Annotated in this window: 21 protein-coding genes; 12 read left to right on the top strand and 9 right to left on the bottom strand. The window is 66.7% G+C overall.

Features of this window, described 5'->3' with window-relative positions:
- Window positions 1–74 precede the first annotated feature (74 nt).
- The gene (locus AAFU51_10510) at window positions 75–506 is read left to right on the top strand and encodes a MarR family transcriptional regulator (protein MEO1571690.1); all 432 of its coding nucleotides are present in this window, start codon (window positions 75–77) and stop codon (window positions 504–506) included.
- A 226-nt stretch (window positions 507–732) separates the two neighbouring features.
- On the opposite strand, the gene AAFU51_10515 is transcribed toward AAFU51_10510, so the two are convergent.
- Window positions 733–2,793 carry a cation:proton antiporter gene (locus AAFU51_10515; GenBank protein ID MEO1571691.1) on the bottom strand — a complete coding sequence of 687 codons (2,061 nt, stop codon included), beginning with the start codon at window positions 2,791–2,793 and terminating at the stop codon, window positions 733–735.
- Between the two features lie 97 nt (window positions 2,794–2,890).
- On the opposite strand from AAFU51_10515, the gene AAFU51_10520 reads away from it, so the two are divergent.
- From AAFU51_10520 to AAFU51_10530, 3 genes are all read left to right on the top strand, one after another.
- Window positions 2,891–3,739 (top strand): hypothetical protein, encoded by an 849-nt coding sequence (locus AAFU51_10520; protein MEO1571692.1) that lies wholly within the window; start codon window positions 2,891–2,893, stop codon window positions 3,737–3,739.
- Between the two features lie 79 nt (window positions 3,740–3,818).
- Window positions 3,819–4,373, top strand: a complete 555-nt coding sequence (locus AAFU51_10525) for a GrpB family protein (protein ID MEO1571693.1) — start codon at window positions 3,819–3,821, stop codon at window positions 4,371–4,373.
- A gap of 145 nt (window positions 4,374–4,518) precedes the next feature.
- Window positions 4,519–9,504 (top strand): C25 family cysteine peptidase, encoded by a 4,986-nt coding sequence (locus AAFU51_10530; GenBank protein MEO1571694.1) that lies wholly within the window; start codon window positions 4,519–4,521, stop codon window positions 9,502–9,504.
- A gap of 3 nt (window positions 9,505–9,507) precedes the next feature.
- Here AAFU51_10530 and AAFU51_10535 read toward each other — a convergent pair whose 3' ends face one another.
- A complete protein-coding gene (locus AAFU51_10535) occupies window positions 9,508–10,464 on the bottom strand; it encodes a TIGR01777 family oxidoreductase (protein MEO1571695.1) in 957 nt (318 codons plus the stop codon).
- A gap of 115 nt (window positions 10,465–10,579) precedes the next feature.
- Here AAFU51_10535 and hutU point away from each other — a divergent pair, with 115 nt between their 5' ends.
- The 6 genes from hutU (at window position 10,580) to AAFU51_10565 (ending at window position 16,887) form a co-directional block, all read left to right on the top strand.
- Window positions 10,580–12,277 (top strand): urocanate hydratase, encoded by a 1,698-nt coding sequence (hutU, locus tag AAFU51_10540; protein ID MEO1571696.1) that lies wholly within the window; start codon window positions 10,580–10,582, stop codon window positions 12,275–12,277.
- Window positions 12,278–12,307: 30 nt separating this feature from the next.
- Window positions 12,308–12,592 carry a hypothetical protein gene (locus AAFU51_10545; GenBank protein MEO1571697.1) on the top strand — a complete coding sequence of 95 codons (285 nt, stop codon included), beginning with the start codon at window positions 12,308–12,310 and terminating at the stop codon, window positions 12,590–12,592.
- A 182-nt stretch (window positions 12,593–12,774) separates the two neighbouring features.
- Window positions 12,775–13,074 (top strand): GIY-YIG nuclease family protein, encoded by a 300-nt coding sequence (locus AAFU51_10550; protein MEO1571698.1) that lies wholly within the window; start codon window positions 12,775–12,777, stop codon window positions 13,072–13,074.
- A 126-nt stretch (window positions 13,075–13,200) separates the two neighbouring features.
- Window positions 13,201–14,727: a histidine ammonia-lyase gene (gene hutH, locus AAFU51_10555; GenBank protein MEO1571699.1), complete on the top strand. Its 1,527-nt coding sequence runs from the start codon at window positions 13,201–13,203 to the stop codon at window positions 14,725–14,727.
- Window positions 14,727–15,953, top strand: coding sequence for an imidazolonepropionase (hutI, locus tag AAFU51_10560; GenBank protein ID MEO1571700.1), 1,227 nt, complete (start codon window positions 14,727–14,729; stop codon window positions 15,951–15,953). Before hutH ends, hutI begins: the two co-directional genes overlap by 1 nt.
- Window positions 15,946–16,887, top strand: a complete 942-nt coding sequence (locus AAFU51_10565) for a formimidoylglutamase (GenBank protein ID MEO1571701.1) — start codon at window positions 15,946–15,948, stop codon at window positions 16,885–16,887. Before hutI ends, AAFU51_10565 begins: the two co-directional genes overlap by 8 nt.
- A 205-nt stretch (window positions 16,888–17,092) precedes the next feature.
- Here the strand turns inward: AAFU51_10565 and AAFU51_10570 are convergent, their stop codons facing one another.
- The 7 genes from AAFU51_10570 to AAFU51_10600 all read right to left on the bottom strand — a co-directional run bounded on the left by AAFU51_10570 (window position 17,093) and on the right by AAFU51_10600 (window position 21,325).
- The gene (locus AAFU51_10570) at window positions 17,093–17,545 is read right to left on the bottom strand and encodes a hypothetical protein (protein ID MEO1571702.1); all 453 of its coding nucleotides are present in this window, start codon (window positions 17,543–17,545) and stop codon (window positions 17,093–17,095) included.
- 187 nt (window positions 17,546–17,732) lie between these two features.
- A complete protein-coding gene (locus AAFU51_10575) occupies window positions 17,733–17,891 on the bottom strand; it encodes a type II toxin-antitoxin system HicB family antitoxin (GenBank protein ID MEO1571703.1) in 159 nt (52 codons plus the stop codon).
- Between the two features lie 23 nt (window positions 17,892–17,914).
- Entirely contained in the window at window positions 17,915–18,352 is a 438-nt protein-coding gene (locus AAFU51_10580) for a hypothetical protein (protein ID MEO1571704.1), read from the bottom strand.
- An 8-nt stretch (window positions 18,353–18,360) separates the two neighbouring features.
- Window positions 18,361–19,551: an arsenosugar biosynthesis radical SAM (seleno)protein ArsS gene (gene arsS / locus AAFU51_10585; protein ID MEO1571705.1), complete on the bottom strand. Its 1,191-nt coding sequence runs from the start codon at window positions 19,549–19,551 to the stop codon at window positions 18,361–18,363.
- 137 nt (window positions 19,552–19,688) lie between these two features.
- Window positions 19,689–20,021 carry an arsenosugar biosynthesis-associated peroxidase-like protein gene (locus AAFU51_10590; protein ID MEO1571706.1) on the bottom strand — a complete coding sequence of 111 codons (333 nt, stop codon included), beginning with the start codon at window positions 20,019–20,021 and terminating at the stop codon, window positions 19,689–19,691.
- Between the two features lie 698 nt (window positions 20,022–20,719).
- The gene (locus AAFU51_10595; protein ID MEO1571707.1) at window positions 20,720–20,914 is read right to left on the bottom strand and encodes a general stress protein CsbD; all 195 of its coding nucleotides are present in this window, start codon (window positions 20,912–20,914) and stop codon (window positions 20,720–20,722) included.
- Window positions 20,915–21,136: 222 nt separating this feature from the next.
- Entirely contained in the window at window positions 21,137–21,325 is a 189-nt protein-coding gene (locus AAFU51_10600; GenBank protein ID MEO1571708.1) for a general stress protein CsbD, read from the bottom strand.
- A gap of 355 nt (window positions 21,326–21,680) precedes the next feature.
- On the opposite strand from AAFU51_10600, the gene hemG reads away from it, so the two are divergent.
- Together hemG and glgP are read left to right on the top strand one after the other, a co-directional pair.
- Window positions 21,681–23,093: a protoporphyrinogen oxidase gene (gene hemG / locus AAFU51_10605; protein MEO1571709.1), complete on the top strand. Its 1,413-nt coding sequence runs from the start codon at window positions 21,681–21,683 to the stop codon at window positions 23,091–23,093.
- Between the two features lie 154 nt (window positions 23,094–23,247).
- A complete protein-coding gene (gene glgP / locus AAFU51_10610) occupies window positions 23,248–24,885 on the top strand; it encodes an alpha-glucan family phosphorylase (GenBank protein MEO1571710.1) in 1,638 nt (545 codons plus the stop codon).
- Window positions 24,886–24,923 lie beyond the last annotated feature (38 nt).

Below are 24,923 nucleotides of genomic sequence, written 5' to 3' on the forward strand. Positions count from 1 at the left end.
GTTTCAAAAATCGAAAAGAAAGCGCGTTGAGGGTGCAACGTGCGATCTTAGGCTCCTTCTCCGCGCCTTGCCCCATGTCTGTCGACCCCGCCTCGCTCGACTTCTTCTCCGACGCCATCCGGCGTGTCGGAGGGCGGCTTACCGAGATCGCCGGGGCTCGGGGCGCCGCCCACACCGCGCTCAGCAAGCAGGAGCTCGTTGCGATCGGCACGATCGGCCTCCATGGCGCCATGCGCATGGGCGAGATTGCCGAGCGGCTCGGTGTCCGCCAGAGCGCTGTCACCCCGCTCGTTGACCGCCTGGAAGACCATGGTCTCGTTCGCCGACACCGTAGCGAGGCCGACCGGCGCGTTTGGCTCGCCGAACTCACCGAGGCCGGCACGCGCGTCTATGACGACGAAGACGCGGTCTACCGGCAAGCCGCGGCCGAAATGCTTGCCCCGCTCTCCCCAGAGGAGCAGCGCGCCCTCGTCCAGCTCTTCAAAAAGATGCGCGTCCCTGACTAGGGCGTGGTGACGTTCAGCAGGTCAGACGCGCACGCCGCAGCGATTTCGTGTCCGCAAGGCGGATGAGGAGTGCGTTCCTGTAGGATCGCGCTGAAGACCACAAGCTGGCCTATCACCATATCGAGCACGCGACAGGCCTGCGCAAGGGCCGCTGTGCCCCACTGCCAACCTCAGCTGCCGACCTCAGTAGCGGGTGCGTTTCACTCGTTTCGAGCTTCTCGCCGCCTCATCCGTCGCTCGGCATCGGGGCACGGAAGAGCGTGGCCGCCTCGGCGAAGTGCTCGGCGGAGCCGATCAGGACCAGACGGTCGCCCGCCTCCACCTGGAAGTCGCCTGCGGGGTTGGCGAGCGTACGGCCCCCGCGCCGGACTGCGATGACGGTGATCTCGTGGCAGCGGCGGAGGTCGAGCTCGGCAAGCGTCTGCCCGGCTGCTGGAGCGCCGTTCCGCAGGGCGACGGCGCGCGTGTGGAGGCCCTCCTCGTCGAGGCCCTGGAGCACCATCAGGTGCGCCTCCTGGATCGAGCCGCGCAGGATACGGTAGTCCTCCTGCCGGATTTCGCGCACGAGGCGGTCGATCTCGGCGGGCGGGACGAGGTAGGCCCCGAGCACGTGCGAGAAGACGCGCACCGTGGTCTCCATCTCTTCCGGCACCACGATGTCGGCGCCGGCTTTCTGGAGCGGCTCGACGGTGCGCAGGAAGCGGGTCCGTGCGATGAGTTGGAGCGTCGGGTTGAGGTAGCGCATCTGCTGGAGGATGCGCGGGACAGCGGTGGGGTCGTTGATGAGGATCACGCCGAGCTTGGCCCGCGCGATGCCCGCGTGTTCGAGCAGAAAGGCGCGGCTGGCGTCGCCGTAGATCACCGGCACGCCCTCCTTGCGCAGCCTAGCTGTCGACTCCGGGTTGAGTTCGATCACCACGAACGGGATGCCGACATCCTGCATCACCTGCACGAGGCGCTGCCCGGCGGGTCCGTAGCCGACCACCACCACGTGGTCCTCCATCGCATGCACGTCCACGCCATGGGCGCCGTCCTCGCTCGCGGGTTTCACCGCGTCAGGGCCGGGGCCGTCGCCCAGCTTGCGCAGCGGCGTACGCGCCATGAACGTCCCGAACCTAGGCGCAGCCTGCACCTGGAATGGCGTTGCGATCATCAGCAGCACCGTCACAGCGATGAACGTCTGCGCGCCCGCGTCGCCCAGCCCAGCCGGTGTGATCCCGGCGGCGCGGCCCGCCCGCTCCAGCACGAAGGAGAACTCGCCAATCTGCGCGAGCGCCAAGCCCGTCGCTGCCGCGATGCGGATGGGATAGCCGAGCACGAGGATCGCCCCGGTCGTGATGACAAACTTGAGCACCACGACGGCCGCTGCCACGCCGAGCACGAGCAGCGGATTCCCCAGCACGAAACGGAGGTCGAGCAGCATGCCGACGGAGACAAAGAACACCGCGTTGAAGACGGTTCGCAGCGGCAGAATCTCGCTGAGCGCCTGCTCGGAGTATTCGCTCTCGCTCACGATCAGCCCGGCCAAGAATGCGCCGAGCGCGAGGCTCACGTCGGCCATCGCCGATACGGCCGCCGTCCCAAAGCAGATTGCGACGATGGTGAGCAGGAACAACTCAGGGCGCCGCGTGCGGACGACCTTCTCCAGCACCCACGGCACCACGCGCCGCGCGAGCACGATCACCGCCAGAATCAGCGCCGCGGCCTTGCCGAGCACGATCAGGAGGTCGAGCGGTCCGCCGCCCGTGCCCGCGAGCATCGGCACGAGGAGCACCATCGCCACGATGGCGAGGTCCTGGAAGATGAGCACCGCGAGCGAGAGCTTTCCCGCGGGCGTGTCGGTTTCGGCGCGCTCGGCGAGGAGCGCCAGCACGATGGCCGTGGACGACAGCGCGACGAGGCAACCCGTGTAGACTCCCGCCTGCCAGCCGATGCCCGCCAGCGCCAAGATGCCCGTCACGAGGCCAATGGTGACGAACACCTGCGTCCCACCGCCGATGAAGATGGCCCGCCCGATCCGCGAGAGTTTCTCCAAGCTGAACTCGACGCCGATGGTGAACAGCAGCAGGATCACGCCAATCTCGGCGAGCACGTCGACGAGTTCTTGCTCGTAGACCAGCCCGAGGGCGTTCGGCCCGATCAAGACGCCCGCCAGCAGGAAGCCTGCGATGGGCACCAGCCGCAGCTTGTAGCACAGGTAGGCCATCCCCACGCTCACGGCAAAGAGCGCGACGATCTCGTTGAGAAAAGGGATGGAAGCAGCAAGAACCACAGCGGAGAGAGGCAAGCAGAGAGGGGCGGTATGTTCAAGGTAGGCGACACCCACAGTTCATGCTCCCGCGCTACCTTGTGAAGCTTCTCTCCATACCATCGCCCGTCCGCTCATGCGTCTCGCCTATCTCCTCACGCCTCTCGTAGCCATTGCTCTGGCCGCCTGCGCTACCCCAGACCCGGACACCGCGACCACAGATGCCGCTCCGTCCGAGGTTGCTGAGATCCCCCTCCATTCGGCAGCGGACTCCCTGGCAATGCAGGCTTTTGACTACGCGGGCGGCCCTGCTGCCTGGGCGAGCGTCGCCGCGCTGCGCTTCGACTTTGCCATCGAGCGCGGCGGTGAACGCATCCCGATCCGTCACCACCTTTGGGACCGCACCACCGGCGCCTACCGCATCGACTGGTCCAACGGCGACACGCTCTATACGGCGCTCTTCGACGTGAACGACTACACCGCGGGCTCGGTCTACATGAACGGTAGGCCGCTCGCGGACAGCACGCTCGCCGACGCCCTCGACAACGCCGAGCAGGCCTACCTCAACGACACCTACTGGCTGCTGCTCCCCGTCAAGCTCTTCGACGACGGCGTCACGCGCGGCCTCGATGCCGACTCGTCGGACGCCACCACGGCGGCGCTCACGCTCGCCTTCGACGGCGTGGGCCTCACGCCCGATGACGCCTACTGGATCTACATCAACCGAGACTCGGGCGCCGTGGAGGGCTGGACGTATGTACTGGAGAGCGGAGGCGTCGGCCAGTCTGCCTGGGTGGACTACCAGCCGTTTGAAACAAAGGCGGGGCCGGTGCTGCTCTCAGCCCGCAAGGAGCGTGCGGACGGCCTGGCGATCCTGACCGATGCGCTCGCGCTCCCCACAGACCTCGACCCGGCTGCGTTCACAGACCCAGCTGCGCGCCTCGACGGTCGGGCGCTGGCGGCCGACGCTCCGACTGAGCTTTGACGGCGTTTTTCGGGCGTGACAACCGTCTGCGTTCCTATGTTTTCCGCCCAATCGCCTCGCTCTTCAAGTCCGCCTCGTCATGCCTGCCCCGCTCGAACTCGCGTCTTCCGATCCTGACTGGCGACACAGGTTTGGCGGGCTAGGCCGCCGCCTCCGCCTCGCCTTCGGTGACGCCGCGCTCCGCATCGACCACATCGGAAGCACGGCCCTTGACGGCGTCCCGGCGCTTCCGATCGTAGACGTGCAGATCTCAGTGCCAGCTCTCACGCCCGAGTCGGCGTACCGGGAGGCGCTCTCGGCGCTCGGCTTCGCGATGGAGGCGGGCCACCCCGACAAGACGGTCCGGTTCTTCCGTGAGACCAAGATGCCGAGCCGTGTTCACTTGCATGTTCGCGCCGCCGGCACCCTCGGTGAGCAATCGGCGCTGGTCCTACGCGACTTCCTCCGCACCGATGCCGAGGCGCGCACCGCGTTCGCGTCAGGGAAACGAGCACTCGCGGATGCCGTGGCTCACGAAGAGTACCCGGCAGCCGCCTACGCGACGGCCAAGCCGACGGTGCTCTGGGAAGCCTTGCGCGGCGCCCACCGCTGGGCCCAAGAAACGGGCTGGACGCCCGGCATGTCCGACGCTTGAGGGCGATTTAAACGATGTCATCCCGCTTGGCAGGGAAAAGGGCTAGCCCTAGGATCAGGTAGGCATTATCCTTGCCGTCTGGTGAGCGACGGGACCGCACCCGTCGCCTCCTTTCCGGATGACGCCCACCCGTTTCGCTTCCGCCATGCGATCCTGGTCTTTCCCCCTCAGCCTAGCACTCCTCACAGGGCTCGTTGCTGGGCTGCTCGCCGCTCCCACCGCGGCCCAGACGCAAGCCGATGGCTACGACCCGTCGTGGTACGTGGCCGGCCAGCCGCACGTCAAGCTCTCGGTCGTCGAGGACGGCCTCTACCGCGTCACCGGCGCGGAGCTAGCGGCTGCGGGCGCCTCCGGGATCGACCTCGCCACGCTCGCCCTCATCGAGAACGGACGGCGCATCCCCGTCCACCTCGACGGCAACACCACGGGCCCGATGCAGGCCGCCGACGCCCTCGTCTTCGTCGGCCGCCAAAACCGGGGCGACGACGAACTCTGGGCCTACAACGACGGAACGGCTCCCACCCAATCCGACCCCGCCCTCCAGAGCAGCGACCACTTCAGCCTCTTCACCGACACGACGTCCTATTGGCTGACCTGGAACGGCGCGCCCAGCCCGCGCTACGAGACGCTCGGTGCTGAGGCCTTCGCCGAGGGCGCCCTTACCCGCAACATCCAGCGCGACACGGTGCTCGCGGAGGTCGACGGAAACAACTACTACCCAGGTGATCCGGCTCAATTCCGCGCCGGGCATCCGTTCTACACACGCGGCGAGGGCTACTACTGGCGCCGCCTCCGGCATTTCGAGTCGGGCGGCGAAATCGTCTTCGAGCCTACCGTGGCGGCGTCGTTCATCGACCGAACGTCTCCCGACCCGTTGCTCGTCCGCGCGAAGTTCAACGGGGCCTCCGGTGCCCAGCACGACGTACGCCTCGACGTCGAGGTGGACACGGGCGGCGGTGTGCTCGGCTATGTAGAGTTGGGGCGCGTCGGCTGGAGCAACTATGCCTTCGCCGAGGTGGCGGGCTCCTTCGACGCCGCGACCGTACCTCCGGGCAACCAACTTCGCTTCCGCATCACCTCGACCTCGCCGGGGGCTGTCAACAGCATCGTGGACCTCGACTACATCGAGGTGATCTCCACGCGGGCGCTTCGGCTCGAAGGGGGCATCGCGCGCGTTGCGGCGGTGCCCGGACGCTACGAGTTCATCCTGCGCGGCTCCACCGAAGTCCCCGTTGCCTACGACCCCGCCACCCTACGCCGGATCGAGCTGCGCCAACTCGGCAACTCGGTACGCTTCACCAACGACATCGCGGCCCCCTCGATCCTCTGGGTCGCCGAGTCGAGCGGCTATGCGAGCGTCGCCGACATCGCGGCCGTTGTCCAGAGCGACCTCGCGAGCACGGCCAACGCCGCTGACTACCTGATCGTAACGCCTGCGGCACTCCGGCCGAGCGCCGAAGCCCACGCCGCATACCGTCGCACGGCGGCGGGCGGCGGCCACACCGTAGCCATCGTGGACCTGCGCGACGTGTTCGACCAGTTCGACTATGGCCGGGCGACGCCGGTGGCTCTTCGCCGCTTCATTCGCCAGACGAAGGCCTGGAGCCAGCCCCCCCGCTTCCTCCTCCTATGGGGCGACGACATCTACCGATTCCGCACCGATCCGCAGCCCGCGTGGTGGCTGCCGTCCTACGGCAATGCCGTCTCCGACGCTTGGTTTGCCATGCAGAGCGAGGGGCCGGGCGACCTTACCGAGATCATCGCCATCGGGCGTGTCCCGCTGCGCACCAACGCGGAGGGCGCGCTCTTCACCGGCAAGGTGCAACGCAGCGAAAGCGCCGCGCCCTCCGACTGGCAGAAGCGGGCCATCCTCATGTCTGGTGGCAACGGCGCGGGCGAGCAGCGCGACTTCCGCGCCTACATCCAAGGCGTCGGTGCCCGCGTCTCGGATCGCCCCGTGGGTGCCGACACCGTCTTCTTCCACAAGACGTCGGACGAAGTCCTCGACACCTCGCTGCAGGACTCGATCCGCGTGGCGATCCAGGACGGCGCCGCGTTCCTGACCTACCTCGGCCACTCTGCCGCTGAGACGTGGGAGATCGTCATCGACGACCCGGAGGACTTCAGCAACGAGGACCGCCTGCCCGTCGTGTTCTCGCTGGGCTGCCGGACGGGCAACTTCGCCGCGCTATCCGACCGCGGGACGCTCGCCGAGCGCCTCGTGCTGGGCTCGGAGGCGGGGAGCATCGCGCACTGGGGCACCTCCGAGATCGCGCGCGTGCCCGAAACCCGCGCCATCAGCGACTTCGCGCACCAGGTCATCTTCAGCGAGTCGCGCGAGGGCGACGCCGACACCACGCGCGCGCTCGGGCTGGCCCTCCAGGAGGCCAAGCGCCGCTACGCCACCACGTTTGGCTTCGGCGGCGTGTCCTACTACCCCGTGAAGCACCTGCTTCAGTACGGCCTCATCGGCGACCCGGCTTCGCGCATCGTCCTGCCGAGCGAGCCCGACCTTGCTGTCGCCGAGGCGGACCTCCGCATCAGCCCGGCCGCGCCCCTCGTCGAAGACGGTATGCTCACGGCCGATGTCCGCGTGCGCAACCGCGGGCTCGTCCCGCTCGACTCACTCACCGTCACGGTCCGCCAGGAGCGCCCGAGCCGCGGCGACACCCTCGTCAGCCGCCGGCTGGCCCCGTTCGGCATCGACACCACGTTTGCGATTCCGCTGCCGCTCGCCGAGGGCGACGCGGGTACGCACTTCGTCTCTGTGACGGCGGATGCGCTGAGCGAGATCAGCGAGTTCGACGAGACAAACAACCTCGTCAGCCGCAAGCCGCACGTCGTGTTCTCGAACGGCCTCGCGGTCGTTTTCCCGCAGGATTTCGCGACGGTCGATGCCCGGCAGCCGCGCCTCCGCGTGTCGCTGGCGAGCCCCCGTGCCGCTCAGGGCGCAGCCGTCCTCTTCGAGATCGACCGGGTGCCCACCTTCGACTCGCCCGCGAAGCAGAGCTCGACATCGATCCCCATCCGCAACGCGCACGCCGACTGGAGCCCGGCAGAGGCGCTGCCCGACGGTCAGCCTGCCTACTGGCGCGCTCGCCTGGACGCCCCCGACCAGGTCAACAACTGGGTAGGCGGACGCCTGCTCGTTCAGACCAGCGACGTACCGGGCCGCTGGACGATGACCGGCGACCTCTTCGACGCGGTCGCCACCGATGGCTTCCTCGTACGCGAGGACGACGCCTGGGCCTTCAGCGACTACCGCGTCAACGTGCAGACCAACGCCGAGGCAGAGGACACGTCGCGCAAGGGGCAGTTCGTGGTCAACAGCGGCTCGCCCATCCTGCGTCTGACGCCCGGCTTTGGCGTGCTCATCATTGACGGCACGTTTGGGACCGTCCGGGGCTCCGGCTACGGCGCGCCCTACGCCGCCGGCCAGGAGGAAGCCGCCCTCGTCACCCTCGACTCGCTCGTCAACCGGGTCGCTGTGCCAGGGGACTACATCTTCGTGCGCACGCGCAACCTCTTCCAGAGCGGCCCCGTGCCCGACGCCCTCAAGACGCTTCTGCAGTCGCTCGGATCGGAGGCGGCGCCGTCGCTCAACTACGAGGACATGCTCCTGCTCGTGACGCAGAAGGACGAGCCGGGCACCACCTGGGAGCGGGTCGTCCCCGACGGACCGGAGCAGCCCGATTTCGTGCTCCTCGACACGACGCTGACGTTCCAGAACCCAGCGGGTCAGCTCACGAGCCCACGCATCGGCCCGGCGAAGGCGTGGCGCACGCTCACGCTCGACACGGACGTGGGAAGCCAGCCCGCGTTCGTCTCCGTCGATGTGCTCGCCGCCAACGGCTCGGTGCTGATTGGCGACCTCCGGAGCCCCACGGCTGACCTGAGCGGCATCGACGCACGGGCGCACCCGTTCCTGACGCTGCGGGCGACGCTCTCCGACGTGAGCCAGCAGAGCACCCCGCAGCTACGCCAGTGGCAGGTCATCTACGATCCCGTTCCCGAACTCGTCCTCGACCCGGATCTCTTCGCATTGCCGACGGAGGCCCTCGCGGAGGGCGAGCCACTCCGGTTCGAGGTCCCGGTGCGCAACCTCAGCCTCGTCGCCCCCGACTCCGTGCGGGTCCGCGCGACGCTCACCGACCCGGACAACGAGCAGATCGAAATCCTGGTGACGAGTCGCCGCGACGTACTGCCAGACTCGGTCGTCATGGTACCCGTCGAGGCCGTCACCGTGGGGCGTGTTGGGCAGAACGGCATCCAGGCCGAGGCGAGCCAGCCGACGCTCACGGAGTCGCTGACCTACAACAACGCGCTCGTGGGCGACTTCCGGGTCGCGGCGGACGCTACCGAGCCGATGCTGCGCGTGATGATCGACGGCACGGAGGTCCGCAACGGACCGGAGCGGGTCTTCAACACGCAGGACCCAGCGATTCCGTTTGTCTCAGCGAGGCCACGCATCCAGGTCTCGCTCACCGACTCGAACCCGTTCCTCCGCCTCGACGACCCCGGAGCCTTCTCGCTCACCCTCAACGACGAAGAGGTCGATCCCGCTGCCGTGATCTTCGAGGCTGCCACCGGCGAGGAGAACGAGGCCCGCCTCACCTTTGAACCCACGACGTCGCTCTCGGACACGCTGCACACGCTCACCATCGAGGCGCGCGACGCCACCGGCAACCCAGCCCGCATCGCCAACGTGCTCGACCGCGAGATCGGCGGCCCGGCCCCGATGGACTCGACGACCTACCGCGCCTACTTCCGCGTGCAGTCGGAGATGGAGTTGGAGAGCGTCTTCCCCTACCCCAACCCGATGGTGTCGTCCACGCGCTTCCTGTTCCGCCTGCGCGGGGCTGACGCCGCGCTCGTGGAGGACCTGCGCATCCGGATCTACACCATCAACGGCCGCCTCATCCGCGAGCTTCGTCCGCTGGAGTGCCTCGACGCGAGCAACTGCCTTCCGGGCGCCCGCATCGGCTGGAACGATGTGGCCTGGGACGGGCGCGACGAGGACGGTGACCTCGTGGCGAGTGGGGTCTACCTCTACCAAGTCTTCCTCCGCGCCGATGGGCAAAACCTCACGCCGAGCAACGACCCCATCGGCAAGATTGCTGTGATCCGGTAGCCGTCAAGCATGGCGCGCTCGCCAGTCTCTACAGAGTGCGCGGGCGGCTTCAGGCCAGGTTGGGTGCTCGAACGTGAAGCCGTGCGCCAGCAGGCGACCCGGTGTGACGCGGCGGCTCTTGAGGACGAGTTCGCTCTCGGTCCGCAAGAAGAACGCGCCGACTTCGAGCATCCACGCAGTCGCTGGCAGGCCGATTCGGGTGCCCCAGGCGTCGCGCAGCGCCCGCATAAACGCGGCGTTCGGCAGTGGGTGCGGTGCCGCGAGATTAACGGGGCCGTTGATCTCGTCTTGCTCAATCAGCCAGCGGACGGCCCGCACGAAGTCGTCGCCGTGGAGCCAGGAGACGTACTGCCGCCCGTCGCCCGAGGTGCCGCCTAGGCCGCGGCGGACGAGTCCGAGCAGCGTGTCGAAGATGCCGCCACGGTCGGCGCTCATTACCACAGCAGCGCGGAGGGCCACCTTGCGGGTGTGCGGCGTGTCGGCCTCGGCGAGCGTGCGCTCCCACGCCTGCGCCACGTCGATGCTGAAGCGCCACGACGCAGGCGCGTCGGGCTCGGTGCCGCCGATCAGGCCGGTCGCCTCGTCGTTGGGCGCGTCATAGCAGTGGGCGTAGATCGTCGCCGTGCTCATCTGGAGCCACACGGGCGGCGGGGCCTTCGCCTGCGAGATGGCCTTGCCGACGACCCGTGTCGAGGCGACCCGCGAGTCCATCATGAGGCGGCGGTTCTCGGGCGTGTAGCGGCAGTCGACGCTGCGCCCCGCGAGGTTCACCACCGCATCCGCGCCGTCGAGTTCGGCTGCCCATGCCCCGAGCGACTGCGCGTCCCAGCCGACCACGCGCCACGGCTCAGCGCTGCCCGGCGACCGGCTCAGCACGACGACCTCGTGCCCGTCGGCGTGGAAGTCGCGGGCGAGGAGCGTGCCGAGTTGGCCGCTGCCTCCGGCTAGGATGACCTTCATGACAGGGGGGAAGCGAGGGGGACAGGCCCGGAGGATAGCGCATGCGCCGCACCTATGGTTTTTCGCGGGATTGCCGCCGTACGTTGGGGCTTCCCCCAACCGACTCCTCCCTCCCATGCTGACGACCGAGCCGACGCTCGCCCCGGCGATCCGTGCGCCGCGCGGGACCGCCCTCTCGTGCCAGGGCTGGCACCAGGAAGCCGCCCTCCGGATGCTCATGAACAACCTCGACCCCGAGGTGGCCGAGCGCCCTGACGACCTCGTGGTCTACGGCGGCAGCGGCAAGGCCGCGCGCAACTGGCCGAGCTACCACGCCATCGTTGCAACGCTGAAGCGGCTCCAGAACGACGAGACGCTGCTCGTCCAGAGCGGCAAGCCGGTCGGTGTGTTTCGTACGCACGACGAGGCCCCGCGCGTGCTGATCGCCAACAGCCACCTCGTCCCGAAGTGGGCGACGTGGGATGAGTTTCGCCGCCTCGAAGCGCTCGGTCTCACGATGTACGGCCAGATGACGGCGGGGTCATGGATCTACATCGGCACACAGGGCATCCTCCAGGGCACCTACGAGACGTTTGCCGAGTGCGCGCGCCAGCACTTTGGCGGGACGCTCGAAGGCCGACTCGTCGTCACGGCGGGCCTCGGCGGCATGGGTGGCGCGCAACCGCTCGCGGCAACGATGAACGGCGCGGCCTTCCTCAGCATCGAGATCGATCCGCAGCGCATCCTGCGTCGCGTCGAGACGGGCTACTGCGACCGCATGGAAACCAACCTCGACACCGCGCTCAGCGCCGTCCTCGATGCGAAGGCGAAAGGCGAGGCGCTCTCGGTCGGGCTTGTGGGCAACGTAGCCGAGGTGCTGCCGGAGCTGGTACGGCGCGGAGTCGTGCCCGATGTGGTCACCGACCAGACGAGCGCGCACGATCTCCGCGTGGGCTACCTCCCCGCCGGACACACGCTCGATACGGGGAACGCTTTTCGCGTCCGCGACCCCGAGGGCTACGACAACGCCGTCCTGGACAGCATGGAGGCCCACATCGACGCGATGCTCGCGTTGCAACACGCTGGCGCCATCGTGTTCGATTACGGCAACAACCTCCGGGGACAAGTCGCCGACCGTCGCGGTCGCACCGAGGCGTTCGACATCCCTGGCTTCGTTCCGGAGTTTATCCGCCCCCTCTTCTGCCGGGGCTCGGGGCCGTTCCGTTGGGCCGCGCTCTCCGGCAACCCGGCTGACATCGCCGCGACCGACCAGGCGATCCTGGAGGCCTTTCCCAAGAAGGACGCCCTCGCGCGGTGGATCCGCAAGGCGCAGGACCACGTCCACTTCCAGGGCCTCCCCGCCCGCATCTGCTGGCTCGAATACGGCGAGCGCGCCGAGATGGGGGCGCGGTTCAACTGGCTCGTCGAGAAGGGCAAGGTTGAGGCGCCGCTCGTGATCGGGCGCGACCACCTCGACACGGGCTCCGTCGCGAGCCCCAACCGCGAGACCGAGGCGATGCTGGACGGCTCCGACGCCATCGGCGACTGGCCGCTCCTGAACGCGCTGCTCAACACGGCCTGCGGCGCGAGTTGGGTGAGCCTCCACCACGGCGGCGGCGTCGGCATCGGCTACTCGATGCACAGCGGCATGGTCTGCGTGGCCGACGGCACCGCGAGCGCATCTCGTCGCCTGGAGCGCGTCCTCACCGCCGACCCCGGCACTGGCGTCATGCGCCACGCCGACGCGGGCTACGACCTCGCCATCGACACCGCCAACGAGCGCGGCGTCGACCTGCCGATGGTGAATGGGGCGATGCCGTCCGAGCCAGAGTAAGTCCTACACATCACCTAAGCAAACGCTGACGTGAGTAAGCTTGACAACTCCGCGACCGCTCAGATACGTGTCCTTGCACAGGCCATCTTCGAGATCAGAGTACTGCTGTCGGGCTATATCGGGAGCGCAGACCAAGGTGACGAGCGCGTCCGCATGGCTGCGCATCTTGCCTATGCTCTGCACAATGAGGCTCTCGCCGTGCTAGAGGGAGGCTCGCTCGACATCGAGGAAAGCCTGTCAAGAGTGCGCGCGGTGGACTCCGTGTTCGGAGAAGACTTCAGCACGGCATTCGAGACGGCGATCTCGGAGTCTTGAACACAGACGCCGGAGGCCATAACTGTTCACGATACCACACACCTGAGTCATCCCCGCGCACGCGGGGACCCACGAGAATGGCTTCTTGCCAATTGCTTTTGATGGTCGTGTCTAGCACGATTCGCTCAACTCGCTTCTGAGATCACCTCGGAGTTAGTGTCGCTCTCCTTGCTCTGGGTCTCATGAAACCTGCCACCGTCTACATCCTCGCCTCCCGCCGCAACGGCACGTTGTATGTCGGGGTGACGAGCGACCTCGCGCGACGTGTTTGGGAGCACAAGCAGGGCAGCATCCCCGGCTTCACGAAGAGGTATAGCGTGACGCGTCTCGTGTACATCGAGGAATATGACGACATCCAGGACGCGATGGTGCGGGAGCGTCGGCTGAAGAAGTGGAACTGCGCTTGGAAGCTGGAACTCATCGAGGAGGCGAATCCGGGGTGGCGGGATCTATACGAGTTGATCGCGGACCGGGTGCTTTAGAGCTATGGGGTGCTGTGAGGGGGTGGACTATGCGGTATCGTGCTTTTTCGTGGCGTGGGTACGCTGAATCCTTGTTTTGCTAAACGAGTGGGTCCCCGCGTCCGCGGGGATGACTGACTTCCGGCTATGGTCATCTATACAAACACCTCTGTGCTCACCATTCCGCATCTGTACGCAGATCTCGATGCCAGCATCGCAGCGCTGCGAGCCGACGCGGGGCGGGTGGCGGCAGCAAGAGACGTCGTGGAGGGCGCGCTCGGGAGCGGGGCGACGTACTATGGCATCAACACCGGCTTCGGCGCGCTGGCGCGGGTGCGCGTCTCGGACGCCGACCTCGAACGGCTCCAGCACAACCTCATCGTCTCGCACGCTGTGGGCGTCGGGCCGCGCGTCCCCAAAGAAGTTGCTCGGCTCATGCTGCGGCTGAAGGTGCACGCCCTCGGCCTCGGCCACTCGGGGGTCTCTCCCGCGACGTTCGACCGGCTGCTCACCTTCGCCGAGTGCGACCTCGTGCCGGTGATGCCGAGCCGGGGCAGCCTCGGGGCGTCGGGCGACCTCGCGCCGCTGGCCCACCTCGCGTTGCCACTTCTCGGGCGCGGCCGGTTCTGGGATGACGACGGAAAACACGCGCGACCCGCTGAGGAGGTCCTCGCCGAACACGATCTCGACCCGCTCACGCTGGGGGCCAAGGATGGCCTCGCCCTCATCAACGGCACCCAGATGATGAGCGCCTACGGGGCCTTCGTGCTGGAACGGGCGCATCACCTCGTCAAGGCCGCTGATATTCTCGCGGCGATGTCGCTCGAAGCGCTGCAAGGCTCTGCGACGCCGTTCGATCCGCGCATCCAGGCCGTGCGTCCGCATCGCGGGCAAGGCCTCGTGGCTGAGAACGTGCGCCAGTTGCTCGCGGGCAGCGAGATCCTGGAGAGCCACCGCGACTGCGGCAAGGTGCAGGACCCGTATTCGCTCCGCTGCGTGCCGCAGGTCCACGGGGCCAGCCGCGATGCCCTAGCCCATGCGGCCTCCGTCATTGAGGTCGAGATCAACAGCGTCACGGACAACCCGCTCGTCTTCAGTGAAGGAGACCCACCTATCGTCTCAGGCGGCAACTTCCACGGGCAACCACTCGCGCTGGCGCTCGACTATGCCGCCATCGCGCTCGCCGAACTCGCCAGCATCGCCGAGCGGCGGGTCTACCTCCTCGTCGAAGGCAACGACGGACTGCCGGTCTTCCTGATGAAGGAGACGGGGCTGAACTCCGGGTTTATGATGCCGCAGTACACCGCCGCGGCGCTCGTCTCGGAGAACAAGGTGCTCTGCCATCCCGCCTCCGTCGACTCGATCCCGTCGAGCCGCGGGCAGGAGGACCATGTGTCGATGGGCAGCGTCTCGGCGCTGAAGTGCTTCGACGTGCTCGCCAACGTGGAGCGGGTGCTCGCCATCGAACTCCTCACGGCGGCGCAGGCGCTCGACTACCGCGCGCCGCTGCGGCCCGGGCGCGGCGTTGAGGTCGCCCACCGCCTCCTCCGCGACCACGTCTCCCACCGCGAGGCCGACGAAGACTTCCAGCGCGACGGCACCCGCTGCCTCGCTCTCCTCCAGTCGGGCAACCTCGTACGCACCGTCGAGGCCGAAGTCGGCCCGCTACGCTGATGCCCGTCCTCACCGACATCGCCACGCTCGCGACGTGCCGTGCCGACGGCGGCCAAGCAGCGATTTACACGGTTCCCGATGCGGCGCTCGTGTGGGCCGACAACACGATCCAGTGGGCTGGGCCGCGCGCTAAGCTCCCGGCCGAGTACGCCGCGTGGGAGCGGCAATCGGCAGGCGGGCGGCTCGTGACCCCCGGCCTGGTCGATTGTCACACCCACCTCGCGTTTGGTGGGTGGCGGGCCGACGAGTTTGCGGCGCGCATTCGCGGGACGAGCTACCTCGACATCGCCCGCACGGGCGGCGGCATCGCCTCAACGGTCCGGGCCACACGGGCGGCGAGCGAAGCTGACCTCGTGACACGTGCGGCAAGCTTCCTCGACGCGATGCGCACGCTTGGCGTCACGACCGTCGAGGCGAAATCAGGCTACGGGCTGACCGTCACCGACGAACTCAAAACGCTGCGGGTGTACCGACGGCTCAGCGAGACGCAGCCGACGCGGATCGTATCGACGTGCCTCGCCGCGCACATCGTCCCGCCGGAGTATGCCGATGATCGCGACGCGTACGTGCGGCTCATCACGGACGAGATCCTCCCGCAGGTCGCCGACGAAGGCATCGCGCGCTTCTGCGATGTGTTCGTGGAAGACACGGCGTTTACGCCCGACGAAGCGCGGACGATCTTCTCTGCTGCAAGACGGCACGGCCTCCGCGCGAAGCTGCACGCCGATCAACTCACCGATACCGGCGGGGCCGCCCTCGCCGCCGAGGTGCGCGCCGTGAGTGCCGACCATCTTGAATGCGTCTCCAACGACGGCATTGCGGCGATGGCTGAGGCAGGCGTGGTCGCCGTCTCGCTGCCGCTGGCGACGCTCTACCTCCACGTCGCCACACTCCCCGCGCGGCGCCTCATCGACGCGGGCGTGGCCGTGGCCGTGGCGACCGACTTCAACCCGGGCAGCGCGCCGAGCTACCACTTGCCGTTCGCGCTCACGCTCGCATGCACGCTGCAGCGGATGACTCCGGCTGAGGCGCTGAAGGGCGCTACCGTCTATGCGGCTCGCGCCATCGGCATGGAGGCCGAGGTCGGCTCGCTAGAACCGGGTAAGCGCGCCGACTTCGCCGTGATCGACGCGCCGGACGTGGACCACTGGCTCTACCACCTCCGCGCGAACGCCTGCGTGCGCACCGTGATCGGCGGCGAAACCGTCTGGGAAGCCGATGGCTGAGCCCGACCTCCTTCCTGTCTCCGTGTCGGCCCCATGGGGCGCTCCCGATGACCCGCGTCTTGGCCGTTGGCTAGGGCGGCAGCGCGACCTCCCCGATGCTCGTCTGGGCGGTACTCGTGTCGTGCTCGTCGGCTTCCCGTCGGACGAGGGCGTCCGTCGCAACGGGGGGCGCCCCGGGGCAGCCACAGGCCCTGCCGCGATTCGGGAGGCGCTCTTCGCGATGACGCCCGACGCGTCCAACTACGATGCGTTCGCCGCGCTCCTCGACCGCACCGCCGACCTCGGCGACGTACGCGTGACCGGCGACGTGGAGGCCGACCAGCAGCGCCTCGGCGATGTCCTCACGCCGATCCTCGCCGACGGCATCGTGCCTATCGTGCTTGGCGGCGGTCACGAGACGGCGTACGGGCACGTCCTCGGCTACGTCGGTGCTGGGCTCACGCCCGAGATCCTCAACTTTGACGCCCACGCCGACGTGCGACCCTATCCGCAAGGTGCGCATTCCGGCTCGCCGTTTCGGCAGGCCATTGAGGCAGGACAGTGCGCGCGCTACCGCGTCGCCGGCCTGCAACCGCACCGCACCGCACGCGCGCATGCAGCTTTCGTCTGCGAGCACGGCGGCCTCGTCTGGCAGCATGAACTGGATGCCGCACGCGTCATGGGGATCGCCGCTGAGGCCCGTGCCCCGACACTCGCCACGTTCGACCTTGATGCTGTGGATGCGGCACACGCACCCGGTGTGAGCGCGCCCAACGCGAGCGGCCTGTCGGCGTCGCTCTGGCTCCGCGCAGCCTACGAGACGGCGCGTTCCCCACACGTTGCCTCGTTCGACCTCGTCGAGATGAATCCGACCTACGATGTCGATGGGCGTACGGCCCGCCTCGCCGCGCTTTCGGTCTGGACATTCCTGAAAGGGATTGCGGAGCGGGGCTAGCTCTCTCGCAGCAGCGCCCGCGCCTCGCTCCACGGTTTGTCCGCGAGCGCTTTGGCCGCCTCGACGTGGTCGCTGCAAAACCAGTGCAGGCCCTTCGGGTGGCCAACCATGCGGGGCGGCAATGGCTCGTAGTCGGAGAACCGCACGAGTCGGAATCCGGTAGCCTTGGGCCTGCGGCGGCGGCAGACAGCACAGATGGGCGGTTTCATTGCGAGGGGGCGTGTTCAAGAAGCGCGAGCGCCATCGAGGCGAAAGCAAGCGACGCGGTCGGAAGGTAGCCGGGGCGGAACTGGAGGTACGCCAGCCGTGCCTGGTCGGGTACCTCGAAGGCCACCCATCCCTTCACGCTCTGGCCGGTGAGGGTGACGCCCTCCTTCAAGCGTCTCAGGGCCTCCGCGGCATAGAGCGCCGTACGGAGTTCCGCCTCGTAGGCATACCCCTCGGTGTCGTAGAGCATCCACTGGGCGAGCCGGTAAGAGAGCGGTGCGTCGGTATAGTTGGCGTACTCGACTAGCACGCTCCGCACCGTCCGAGGCTCGGCCCCGCTGTCGTCCCACACGATGCCATCCCGCGCGTCATGGACTGCGACGTGGTACGGCGGGACCTCCACCCATTCGTGGAAGGCGTGGTGGGCACCGAGCATAGCAGCGGGCGACATGAGGGGGACACTCCCCTACGCGCGAAGTCGAGCCGTACAGGGTCGTCGGGCTATGTCGTCGTGTCCCGCGAGGAGTTGGACCCACCCCGCCTGAGGAAAAAGCTGGGCTTCAGGAGGGCGCGCTGCTTCGCACGGCTACCGTCACCGTGGTGCGTTCGGCATCATCCGAGGCACCGCGCAGCCCATCCTAGCGACGATCTTCGAGAATGAGCGCGATGGCATCGGACAGACTCGCAAGCGCCTCGTCGCGCGTGCGGCCCTGCCCGTTCGCGCCTGGTACTTCCGGTGCGAAGGCGATGAACCAGTCTTCATCCCGCTCGACAACGGCGCTGAATTCGTGTCTCATGGTATTCTGCCCATGGAAGGAGGCTACAGGTACTTCACTGTATCGACGCGAATCTGCTCCAGGATCCAGGCTGGGTCGGTGTTGTCGTTGTGGAAGATGAGGTCAGAGAGTGTCCCGGACGGTTTTCGGAAGCGTTTCTCCAACGCCGCTACGTTGCGCGCAAAGAGAGCGTCGTCCACGGGATCATCGAGGATCTGCTGGATGAGTGAGAGTGCCTGCTCCTCCGGTATATCTGCCCACTCCTGAATTGGCTCGGTGCACAGGCGGCGAGCAAGTTCCTCGAGCGATTCGGAGCCCCAATACCCACGCAGTACGTTTGGGTCTACAGGTCTTCCTGTTACGATCTCGATCCTAGAAGCAGCGTCCTCAACGGAGAGGCTCCCATCCTCAAAGTCATTCACAATCTCTGCAACCTGTGCCTGGCATTCAGGTGTCGAGACGAGTTCTGGAGGCTCAGGCATCGTGCTACTCACGTCGTCGCGCCACCGCAGGAGGAGCCGGCCCCGGCGGTGCAACCATAGCAGTGCCGGGCCACGCTCACGGGGCGCGCCTGCCACGCCGCGAGGTCGAAGTCGGTGACGTGCATCCGGTCGGTGTCCTTGATGAGCGTGCCGCGTGCCTCAGGCTGCTGGGCCTCCACGTCGGCCTCCATCTCCAGCATCTGGTTGAAGTCGCAGTCGAAGAGACGGCCGTCCCAGCTCACCGAGATCGTGTTGCGGCACATCAGCCCGTCGATGGCGGCAGGGTTGAACGCGTTGACGAGGCGCTCCAGGTAGGCCTCGACCTGCCCCTTCTCTATGAGCCACTCCAGGTAGCGCGAGATCGGCATGTTGTTGAGCGCGAAGAGGCGGTCGAACGTGATGCCGTGGTTGCGTTCTAGGGCCGCCTTCCACTCGGTCTCCATCGACGCCTGGCCGCCCGCGAGGAACGCACCGACAGGATTGGTGACGAGCGTGAGCATCCGCTTCGGGTCGCCCTGGCCATAGCCGACCTTGTTGAGCGCGCGCAGCGCCTCGATGGACTTGCGGTAGGTGCCGCCGCCCCGCTGTGCGTCGGTGTTGAGCTCGCGGTAGTGTGGCAGCGAACACGCCACCTCGACGCCTTGTTCGGCCATCCACGCGGGCAGGTGGCGGTACTTCTGGACGCGCAGGATCGTCAGGTTGCACCGGTCGATGACGTGAAGACCGCGTTCGACACAGGCTTCGACGAAGTAGACGAAGTGCGGGTTCAGCTCCGGCGCGCCGCCCGTGATGTCCACCGTGTGGAGGTGGCCGCCGCCGTGCGCTTTGTCGGCGGCCAGGATGTGGTCGATGGCAGCGAGGCACGCGTCCACCATCGCGCGGTCCATGTTTTCCTCGGTGCGGTCCGGGCCGGAGTCGACGTGGCAGTGGCGGCACGTCATGTTGCACAGCTTGCCGATGTTGACCTGGAAGATCTCTAGCGGCGCAGGACGTAGCGGCAGCCACCCCGAGGCCGCGAGGTCGGCACCGAAGTCTCCGGTACCAGTCGGCCCACCGTCGATGTCCACGGCGCGGAGCACTCGCAATTGCTCGTCAGGATGGGCGAGCGGCGTCTGGCGGGCGACGAGGCTGGTGGTGCGCTTCGGCCCGTCGGCGACGGCGGCGGCGAGATCGGGCGTGAGGACGGGGAGCGGTTGCATCAGGACGGTGGTGGGTGGCGCGCCGAAAACACTAGCGGGACGGCAACGGGGTCAGCATCGGAGCTTTGATGTGTTGCGGGTTTCGTCTGGCGTGGTCGTGGCTAGAGCCAGTACGCACCCCGAGACACGCAGCAGTCCTACATCATCTTGGCGTGGACTTGATTGAGCATCTGCACGCCGTGGACGAGCGACGCACCGCCGCGGATGGCACAGGCCACGTGGACGGCTTCGGTCATCTGTTCGAGATCGGCCCCCTTCTCCATCGACTCCGAGGTGTAGGCGTCGATGCAGTACGGGCACTGCACGGCGTGGGCCACGGCGAGCGCGATGAGTGCCTTCTCACGGGCGGTGAGTGCGCCGTCCTCGAAGACTTCGCCGTAGTACTTGAAGAAGGACTGCGCGAGTTTTGCGTTGCCTTGCGCGATGTCGCCAAACTTGCCAAGGTCTTCGGGTTTGTAGTAGGTCTCCATCAAACGAAGCGGGTGCGTAATAAAGGTGGTGGAACAGCGATCGGCGCTCAAGATAGCGGGCATACAGCTGCGCTGTACGGGTATTCCAGGGCATATCGCCCGTTGCTTTGGCGCAGAGCAACGTAAGACTCCGACGGACAAGGACTAGGCGTATGCGTCCAGCCCCTATGGACTACGCGAGCCCGTTTCCTCTTACGGCCTGTTCCTTGACTGGTATCTGGTGTTTCTGTCGCGCCCGGTCAAAAAAATGCGGAGCGATGGTTATACCAGATAGGCTGACGTGTCTATATGTGCACATCCCGATTCTACGGTGGGGATGCTAGCCGGTGCGATCGAGGGTTCTGTGGTGGGGTCTGACGGTCGCACCGGCTTCCTTTTCCCGTGACGGTGCCCGTTTGCCCCCTTGTTCCCGACCAGCGTTCCCACACTGCCGAGCCGTTTGTGGGCTCTGTCCGCACCATGCCACGTCGACTGGCGCTGCACAGCACACCGATTGGTTTTATGTGGCAACCGTGTGGCGCAGGGCTACGTGTTGCTGGGCTGCAGGTACGCCGTACCACACTGGTACCCGCTGCTAGAGGGCGCGTAGCGGACACAGAGCAATACCGTAAAGCAAAAAAATGGCAGACCCGAGGCGATCGGGCCTGCCGGCGCACGTGGCGTACCAGTAGCCACGCGCGGAGAATTTGCACGGGGCGCTAGAGCAGTCCAGCAATCTTGCTGCGGATTTCCGGGCGAGACTCGCCCGTGCGCTCGTGCACGAGGTTCACCATCTTCTGCAGGCTACCTCGCGTCCGTTTCAGATTGCGGTTGCTGAACTCGGTGTCGCCCCAGACACCCTTGATCTGATCGCGAAGGGTGCGCCAGTTCTCATTCATTGCTGCGGTAGCCATGGGTCACGTGTAGTCTGTTTAATGCAATAGCGGATTATAGAATGGTAGAAAGCACGCTTTGTTTCATTTTATTTCGACCCTGCCCGATCCAGCTTTCTTTTTGACGCTGCTTGGGCACGATAGCCGCAATAACTACGGCCCACCAAAACGCCCAGGGCTCGCGTGAACCCTGGGCGTTGTAGACAGCATTCGTGGGCGCCATTGCGCAAAGGCACGGCAGCGCTAGAGCACGGCATTCATCTTCTGCATGATGACCATGCGGTCCTCGCCAGTCTTCTCATGGATGAGGTTGACCATCTTGCCGAGGTTGCCGCGCGCTTTCTTGAGGTCGGTATCGTCAATTTCACCCCAAACAGCTTGGATCTGGGCCTTGACGCGCTGCCAGTTCTGCTCCATGCGGGCCTTACTCATAAGAATCGTGTGAGTTGGTGAGGCAAAAATGCCGACGCAAATGTCTGGGAGGACCGCTAGTCGGCTCGGGTGGGGCGGTTTGCCCTGACAATATACTGGACTGTTTTCAGAATGCTCCGGAACCCAAGGCCCGTCTCACGCGCATAACGCGGTTTTTTATCGAACGGAAGAGGAACTTGCCCGTCTCTTTTGTCCTGCGTCGTCTATCAGAATCCGGCTTACTTGGCGATTTTCGGCGGAAACTGAAAGTTGAGGACAACGGTAGGGCACGCCGCACACCCCTCACTCAAGACACCTCCCTTCACTCTCTCTTCGTTCCCATTTCGAAACGTTCAAGTCTCTCGCTGTCCGCCTGATGACGACGCTCTCGTCCCGCTCTGCCCAACCCAATTCAGCGTCCCAGCCTCGTCGCGTGGCGGTGCTCGGCGGGGGCGTGAGCGGCTTGGCAGCAGCGCTCCGTCTGGCCGACGAGGGCCATCGCCCTACCGTATACGAGGCGCGGTCAGCCCCCGGCGGTGTGATCCAAACCCTCCGCCGCCACGGCTACCAGGTCGATGTCGGTGCCAACTCGATGCAGGGTAAGCCGCCACTCGTGGCCGACCTGGTGGAGCGCCTGGACTTAAGCGACGAGATCGTGGAGCCGGGGCCTTCCGCCCAGAACCGCTACATCGTACGGAACGGCACGCCCATCGCGGCCCCGCTGAAGCCACCCCGGCTGGCTACTACGAAGCTGCTCTCGCGTCGTGCCAAGGCTCGCTTGCTTGCCGAGCCGCTTGTACGAAAGCAAGATCCCCTCGACGAAAGCGTGGCCGAGTTCGTGCGACGTCGTCTAGGCCGCGAAGTGCTGGACTATGCCGTCGACCCGTTCATCGGCGGCATCTTCGCCGGCGACCCAGCCCAGCTCTCGCTGCGCCATGCGTTTCCCAGACTTCACGGCCTGGAGCAGTCGCACGGCTCGCTCTTTCGGGGGATGGCCTCCGCACACAAGGCATCGTCGCGGTCGTCCGTGAACGCAGACGAGAGACACCTGCCGCGCTCCTTCTCGTTTCGGAGCGGCATGCAGGCGTTACCCGACGCGCTCGCAGCGGCCTTACCAAACGATTGCATCCGCTACGAACGCCGCGTGTCGGGACTCGACCGCGACGAGCAAGGCTGGTCCGTGTCAACAACGGCCGGGAGCGAAACGTTTGCGGAGCGCTTCGACGCGGTCGTCTGCACACTGCCGCTGCACCGCCTCAGCAACCTCGCGTGGCCTCACAGTGCGGACATCACGCCCCTTGCCGCCGTCACCTACGCGCCCATCGCCCTCGTTGCACTCGGCTTTCGCCGGGAGGATGTCACGCACCCACTCGACGGCTTTGGCGTGCTGGTGCCGAGCGCAGAGCGGTTCGACCTGCTGGGCGCGCTGTTCTCGTCGTCGCTCTTTCCCAACCGCGCGCCGGACGGCCACATCTTGCTGACGTGCTTCGTCGGCGGCATGCGGCAGCCTGCACTTGCTGCTGAGTCTACTGAGGCGCTGCTGCCCCGGCTCCGTCGCGACCTCGCGGCGCTCCTCGGCGTGCGTGCCGCTCCGGTGTTCGTCGAGCGCTTTTCCTGGACGCACGCCATCCCGCAATACCACCTCGGGTACGACGGCGTGCTGGACGCACTTACCAAACTCGAAGCGCGGCATCCTGGCCTGCAGTTTGCAGGCAACTACCGCCACGGCGTGTCCGTCGGCGATGCGCTGGCTTCGGGCTGGCGTGCAGCCGAAGCATGGATCGCCTAACCTCATCGTTTCTGCCCCGATCTGGTGTTTTTGAAGCGTTAAAGCATCACAGCCGCCCGTCTTGCTCGCGTCTGCGACGATGCTATCTTCTGCGCCGACCCGGAGTGTAAACGCTTACATCCCTCCTGATACCCCCATCCGTACAAGGACTCACATGGCCTCGACTTCGCTGCCAAACGTCGCCTACTTCTGCATGGAGTACGGCCTCTCTGACCAGCTCAAGACCTACTCGGGCGGCCTCGGCATCCTCGCCGGGGACCACCTCAAAGGCGCCAAAGACAGCAACCTCCCGATCATCGGCATCGGCATCAAGTGGAAGCACGGCTACGGCCGCCAGGTGCTCCAGGACGACAACTCGCAGGAGTATGTCTTCCCGGACTACGACTACAGCTTCCTTAAGGACACCGGCGTCGAGGTGACCGTCCCCGTCGCGGGCACCGACATCCGCGCCAAGGTCTGGCTCTGCGACACCTTCGGCACCGTCCCGCTCTACCTCCTCGACACCGACGTCGAAGGCAACCCGGAGCCGCTGCTCACGGGCGTCCTCTACGGTGGTAGCCCAGACGCCCGCGTCGCCCAGGAGATGATCCTCGGCATCGGCGGCGTCCGCGCCATCCGCGCACTCGGCCTCGACATCGACCTCTACCACTTCAACGAGGGCCACGCGCTCCTCGCCGCCTTCGAGCTCATCCGCGAGAAGATGGACAAGGGCGCGAGCTACGACGAGGCCGTCGCCGAGACGAAAGCCGAAGTCGTCTTCACGACGCACACGCCGGTCCTTGCGGGCAACGAGGTGCACCCCATCGACCGCCTGGTCCGCCTCGGTGCCGACCTCGGCCTCGGCGCCGACAAGCTCGAAGCGCTCGGCGGCAACCCGTTCGGCATGACCGTCGGCGGCCTCAAGCTCGCCTCCAAGGCCAACGGTGTGGCGCAGCTCCACGGCGTGACCGCCAACCAGATGTGGAGCCACGTCGAGGGCCGCCCGCACATCCACGCGATCACGAACGGCATCCACCGCCCGACCTGGGTCGACGACCGCATGCTCGACGCCGCCGCCGCTGACGACCTCGACGGCCTTTGGGACGCGCACCAGGACAACAAGCGTGCGCTCATCAACCTCATCGAGAGCCGTGTGGGCGTCACGCTCGACGCGAACAAGCTGCTCATCGGCTTCGCCCGCCGCGCGGTGACCTACAAGCGCGCTAACCTGATCTTCAACGACCTGGAGCGTATCGGCCCGGCGCTGGAGAGCGGCCAGATCCAGCTCGTCTTCTCCGGCAAGGCACACCCGCAGGACAAGGGCGGCCAGGCCCTCGTCTCGGAGTTGATCGCGATGACGAAGACGTATCCGAACTCGGTCGTCTACCTCCCGAACTACGACATGGAGATCGGCGCGGCGCTCACGCGCGGCGTGGATGTGTGGCTCAACAACCCACGTCGTCCGAAGGAGGCCAGCGGCACGAGCGGCATGAAGTCCGCCATGAACGGCGTGCTCAACTGCTCAATCCTCGACGGCTGGTGGCCCGAGGCCTGCGACCACGGCGTCAACGGCTGGCAGATCGGCGACGGCTTCGAGAGCCCCGAGCCAGCCATCCAGGACGCGCACGACGTTGAGTCGCTCTACAAGGTGGTGCTCGGTGAGGTCGTCCCGACCTACTACGACGCCCGCCCGCAGTGGAAGCAGATGATGCACAACAGCATCCAGTCCACGCGCGAGGAGTTCTCGATCAAGCGCATGCTCGAACACTACGTCGAGCAGCTCTACCTCCCGGCTGTGGCGGAGACGGCGTAACCGCCTTCCCAACGTCCAAGCCCAAGGGCGGCTCCACC

The organism is Bacteroidota bacterium, assembly GCA_039821555.1.
GTDB lineage: Bacteria > Bacteroidota > Rhodothermia > Rhodothermales > Rubricoccaceae > JBCBEX01.

What these genes read in the sequence shown, in the direction of transcription:
- AAFU51_10510 (MEO1571690.1), top strand. Translation starts at nt 75, where the DNA reads ATGTCTGTCGACCCCGCCTCGCTCGACTTCTTCTCCGACGCCATCCGG.
- AAFU51_10590 (MEO1571706.1), bottom strand. Translation starts at nt 20,021, where the DNA reads ATGGAGACCTACTACAAACCCGAAGACCTTGGCAAGTTTGGCGACATC.
- AAFU51_10575 (MEO1571703.1), bottom strand. Translation starts at nt 17,891, where the DNA reads ATGAGACACGAATTCAGCGCCGTTGTCGAGCGGGATGAAGACTGGTTC.
- arsS (MEO1571705.1), bottom strand. Translation starts at nt 19,551, where the DNA reads ATGCAACCGCTCCCCGTCCTCACGCCCGATCTCGCCGCCGCCGTCGCC.
- AAFU51_10595 (MEO1571707.1), bottom strand. Translation starts at nt 20,914, where the DNA reads ATGGCTACCGCAGCAATGAATGAGAACTGGCGCACCCTTCGCGATCAG.
- AAFU51_10520 (MEO1571692.1), top strand. Translation starts at nt 2,891, where the DNA reads ATGCGTCTCGCCTATCTCCTCACGCCTCTCGTAGCCATTGCTCTGGCC.
- AAFU51_10570 (MEO1571702.1), bottom strand. Translation starts at nt 17,545, where the DNA reads ATGTCGCCCGCTGCTATGCTCGGTGCCCACCACGCCTTCCACGAATGG.
- hutI (MEO1571700.1), top strand. Translation starts at nt 14,727, where the DNA reads ATGCCCGTCCTCACCGACATCGCCACGCTCGCGACGTGCCGTGCCGAC.
- AAFU51_10550 (MEO1571698.1), top strand. Translation starts at nt 12,775, where the DNA reads ATGAAACCTGCCACCGTCTACATCCTCGCCTCCCGCCGCAACGGCACG.
- hutH (MEO1571699.1), top strand. Translation starts at nt 13,201, where the DNA reads ATGGTCATCTATACAAACACCTCTGTGCTCACCATTCCGCATCTGTAC.
- AAFU51_10535 (MEO1571695.1), bottom strand. Translation starts at nt 10,464, where the DNA reads ATGAAGGTCATCCTAGCCGGAGGCAGCGGCCAACTCGGCACGCTCCTC.
- AAFU51_10530 (MEO1571694.1), top strand. Translation starts at nt 4,519, where the DNA reads ATGCGATCCTGGTCTTTCCCCCTCAGCCTAGCACTCCTCACAGGGCTC.
- hemG (MEO1571709.1), top strand. Translation starts at nt 21,681, where the DNA reads ATGACGACGCTCTCGTCCCGCTCTGCCCAACCCAATTCAGCGTCCCAG.
- AAFU51_10525 (MEO1571693.1), top strand. Translation starts at nt 3,819, where the DNA reads ATGCCTGCCCCGCTCGAACTCGCGTCTTCCGATCCTGACTGGCGACAC.
- glgP (MEO1571710.1), top strand. Translation starts at nt 23,248, where the DNA reads ATGGCCTCGACTTCGCTGCCAAACGTCGCCTACTTCTGCATGGAGTAC.
- hutU (MEO1571696.1), top strand. Translation starts at nt 10,580, where the DNA reads ATGCTGACGACCGAGCCGACGCTCGCCCCGGCGATCCGTGCGCCGCGC.
- AAFU51_10600 (MEO1571708.1), bottom strand. Translation starts at nt 21,325, where the DNA reads ATGAGTAAGGCCCGCATGGAGCAGAACTGGCAGCGCGTCAAGGCCCAG.
- AAFU51_10580 (MEO1571704.1), bottom strand. Translation starts at nt 18,352, where the DNA reads ATGCCTGAGCCTCCAGAACTCGTCTCGACACCTGAATGCCAGGCACAG.
- AAFU51_10565 (MEO1571701.1), top strand. Translation starts at nt 15,946, where the DNA reads ATGGCTGAGCCCGACCTCCTTCCTGTCTCCGTGTCGGCCCCATGGGGC.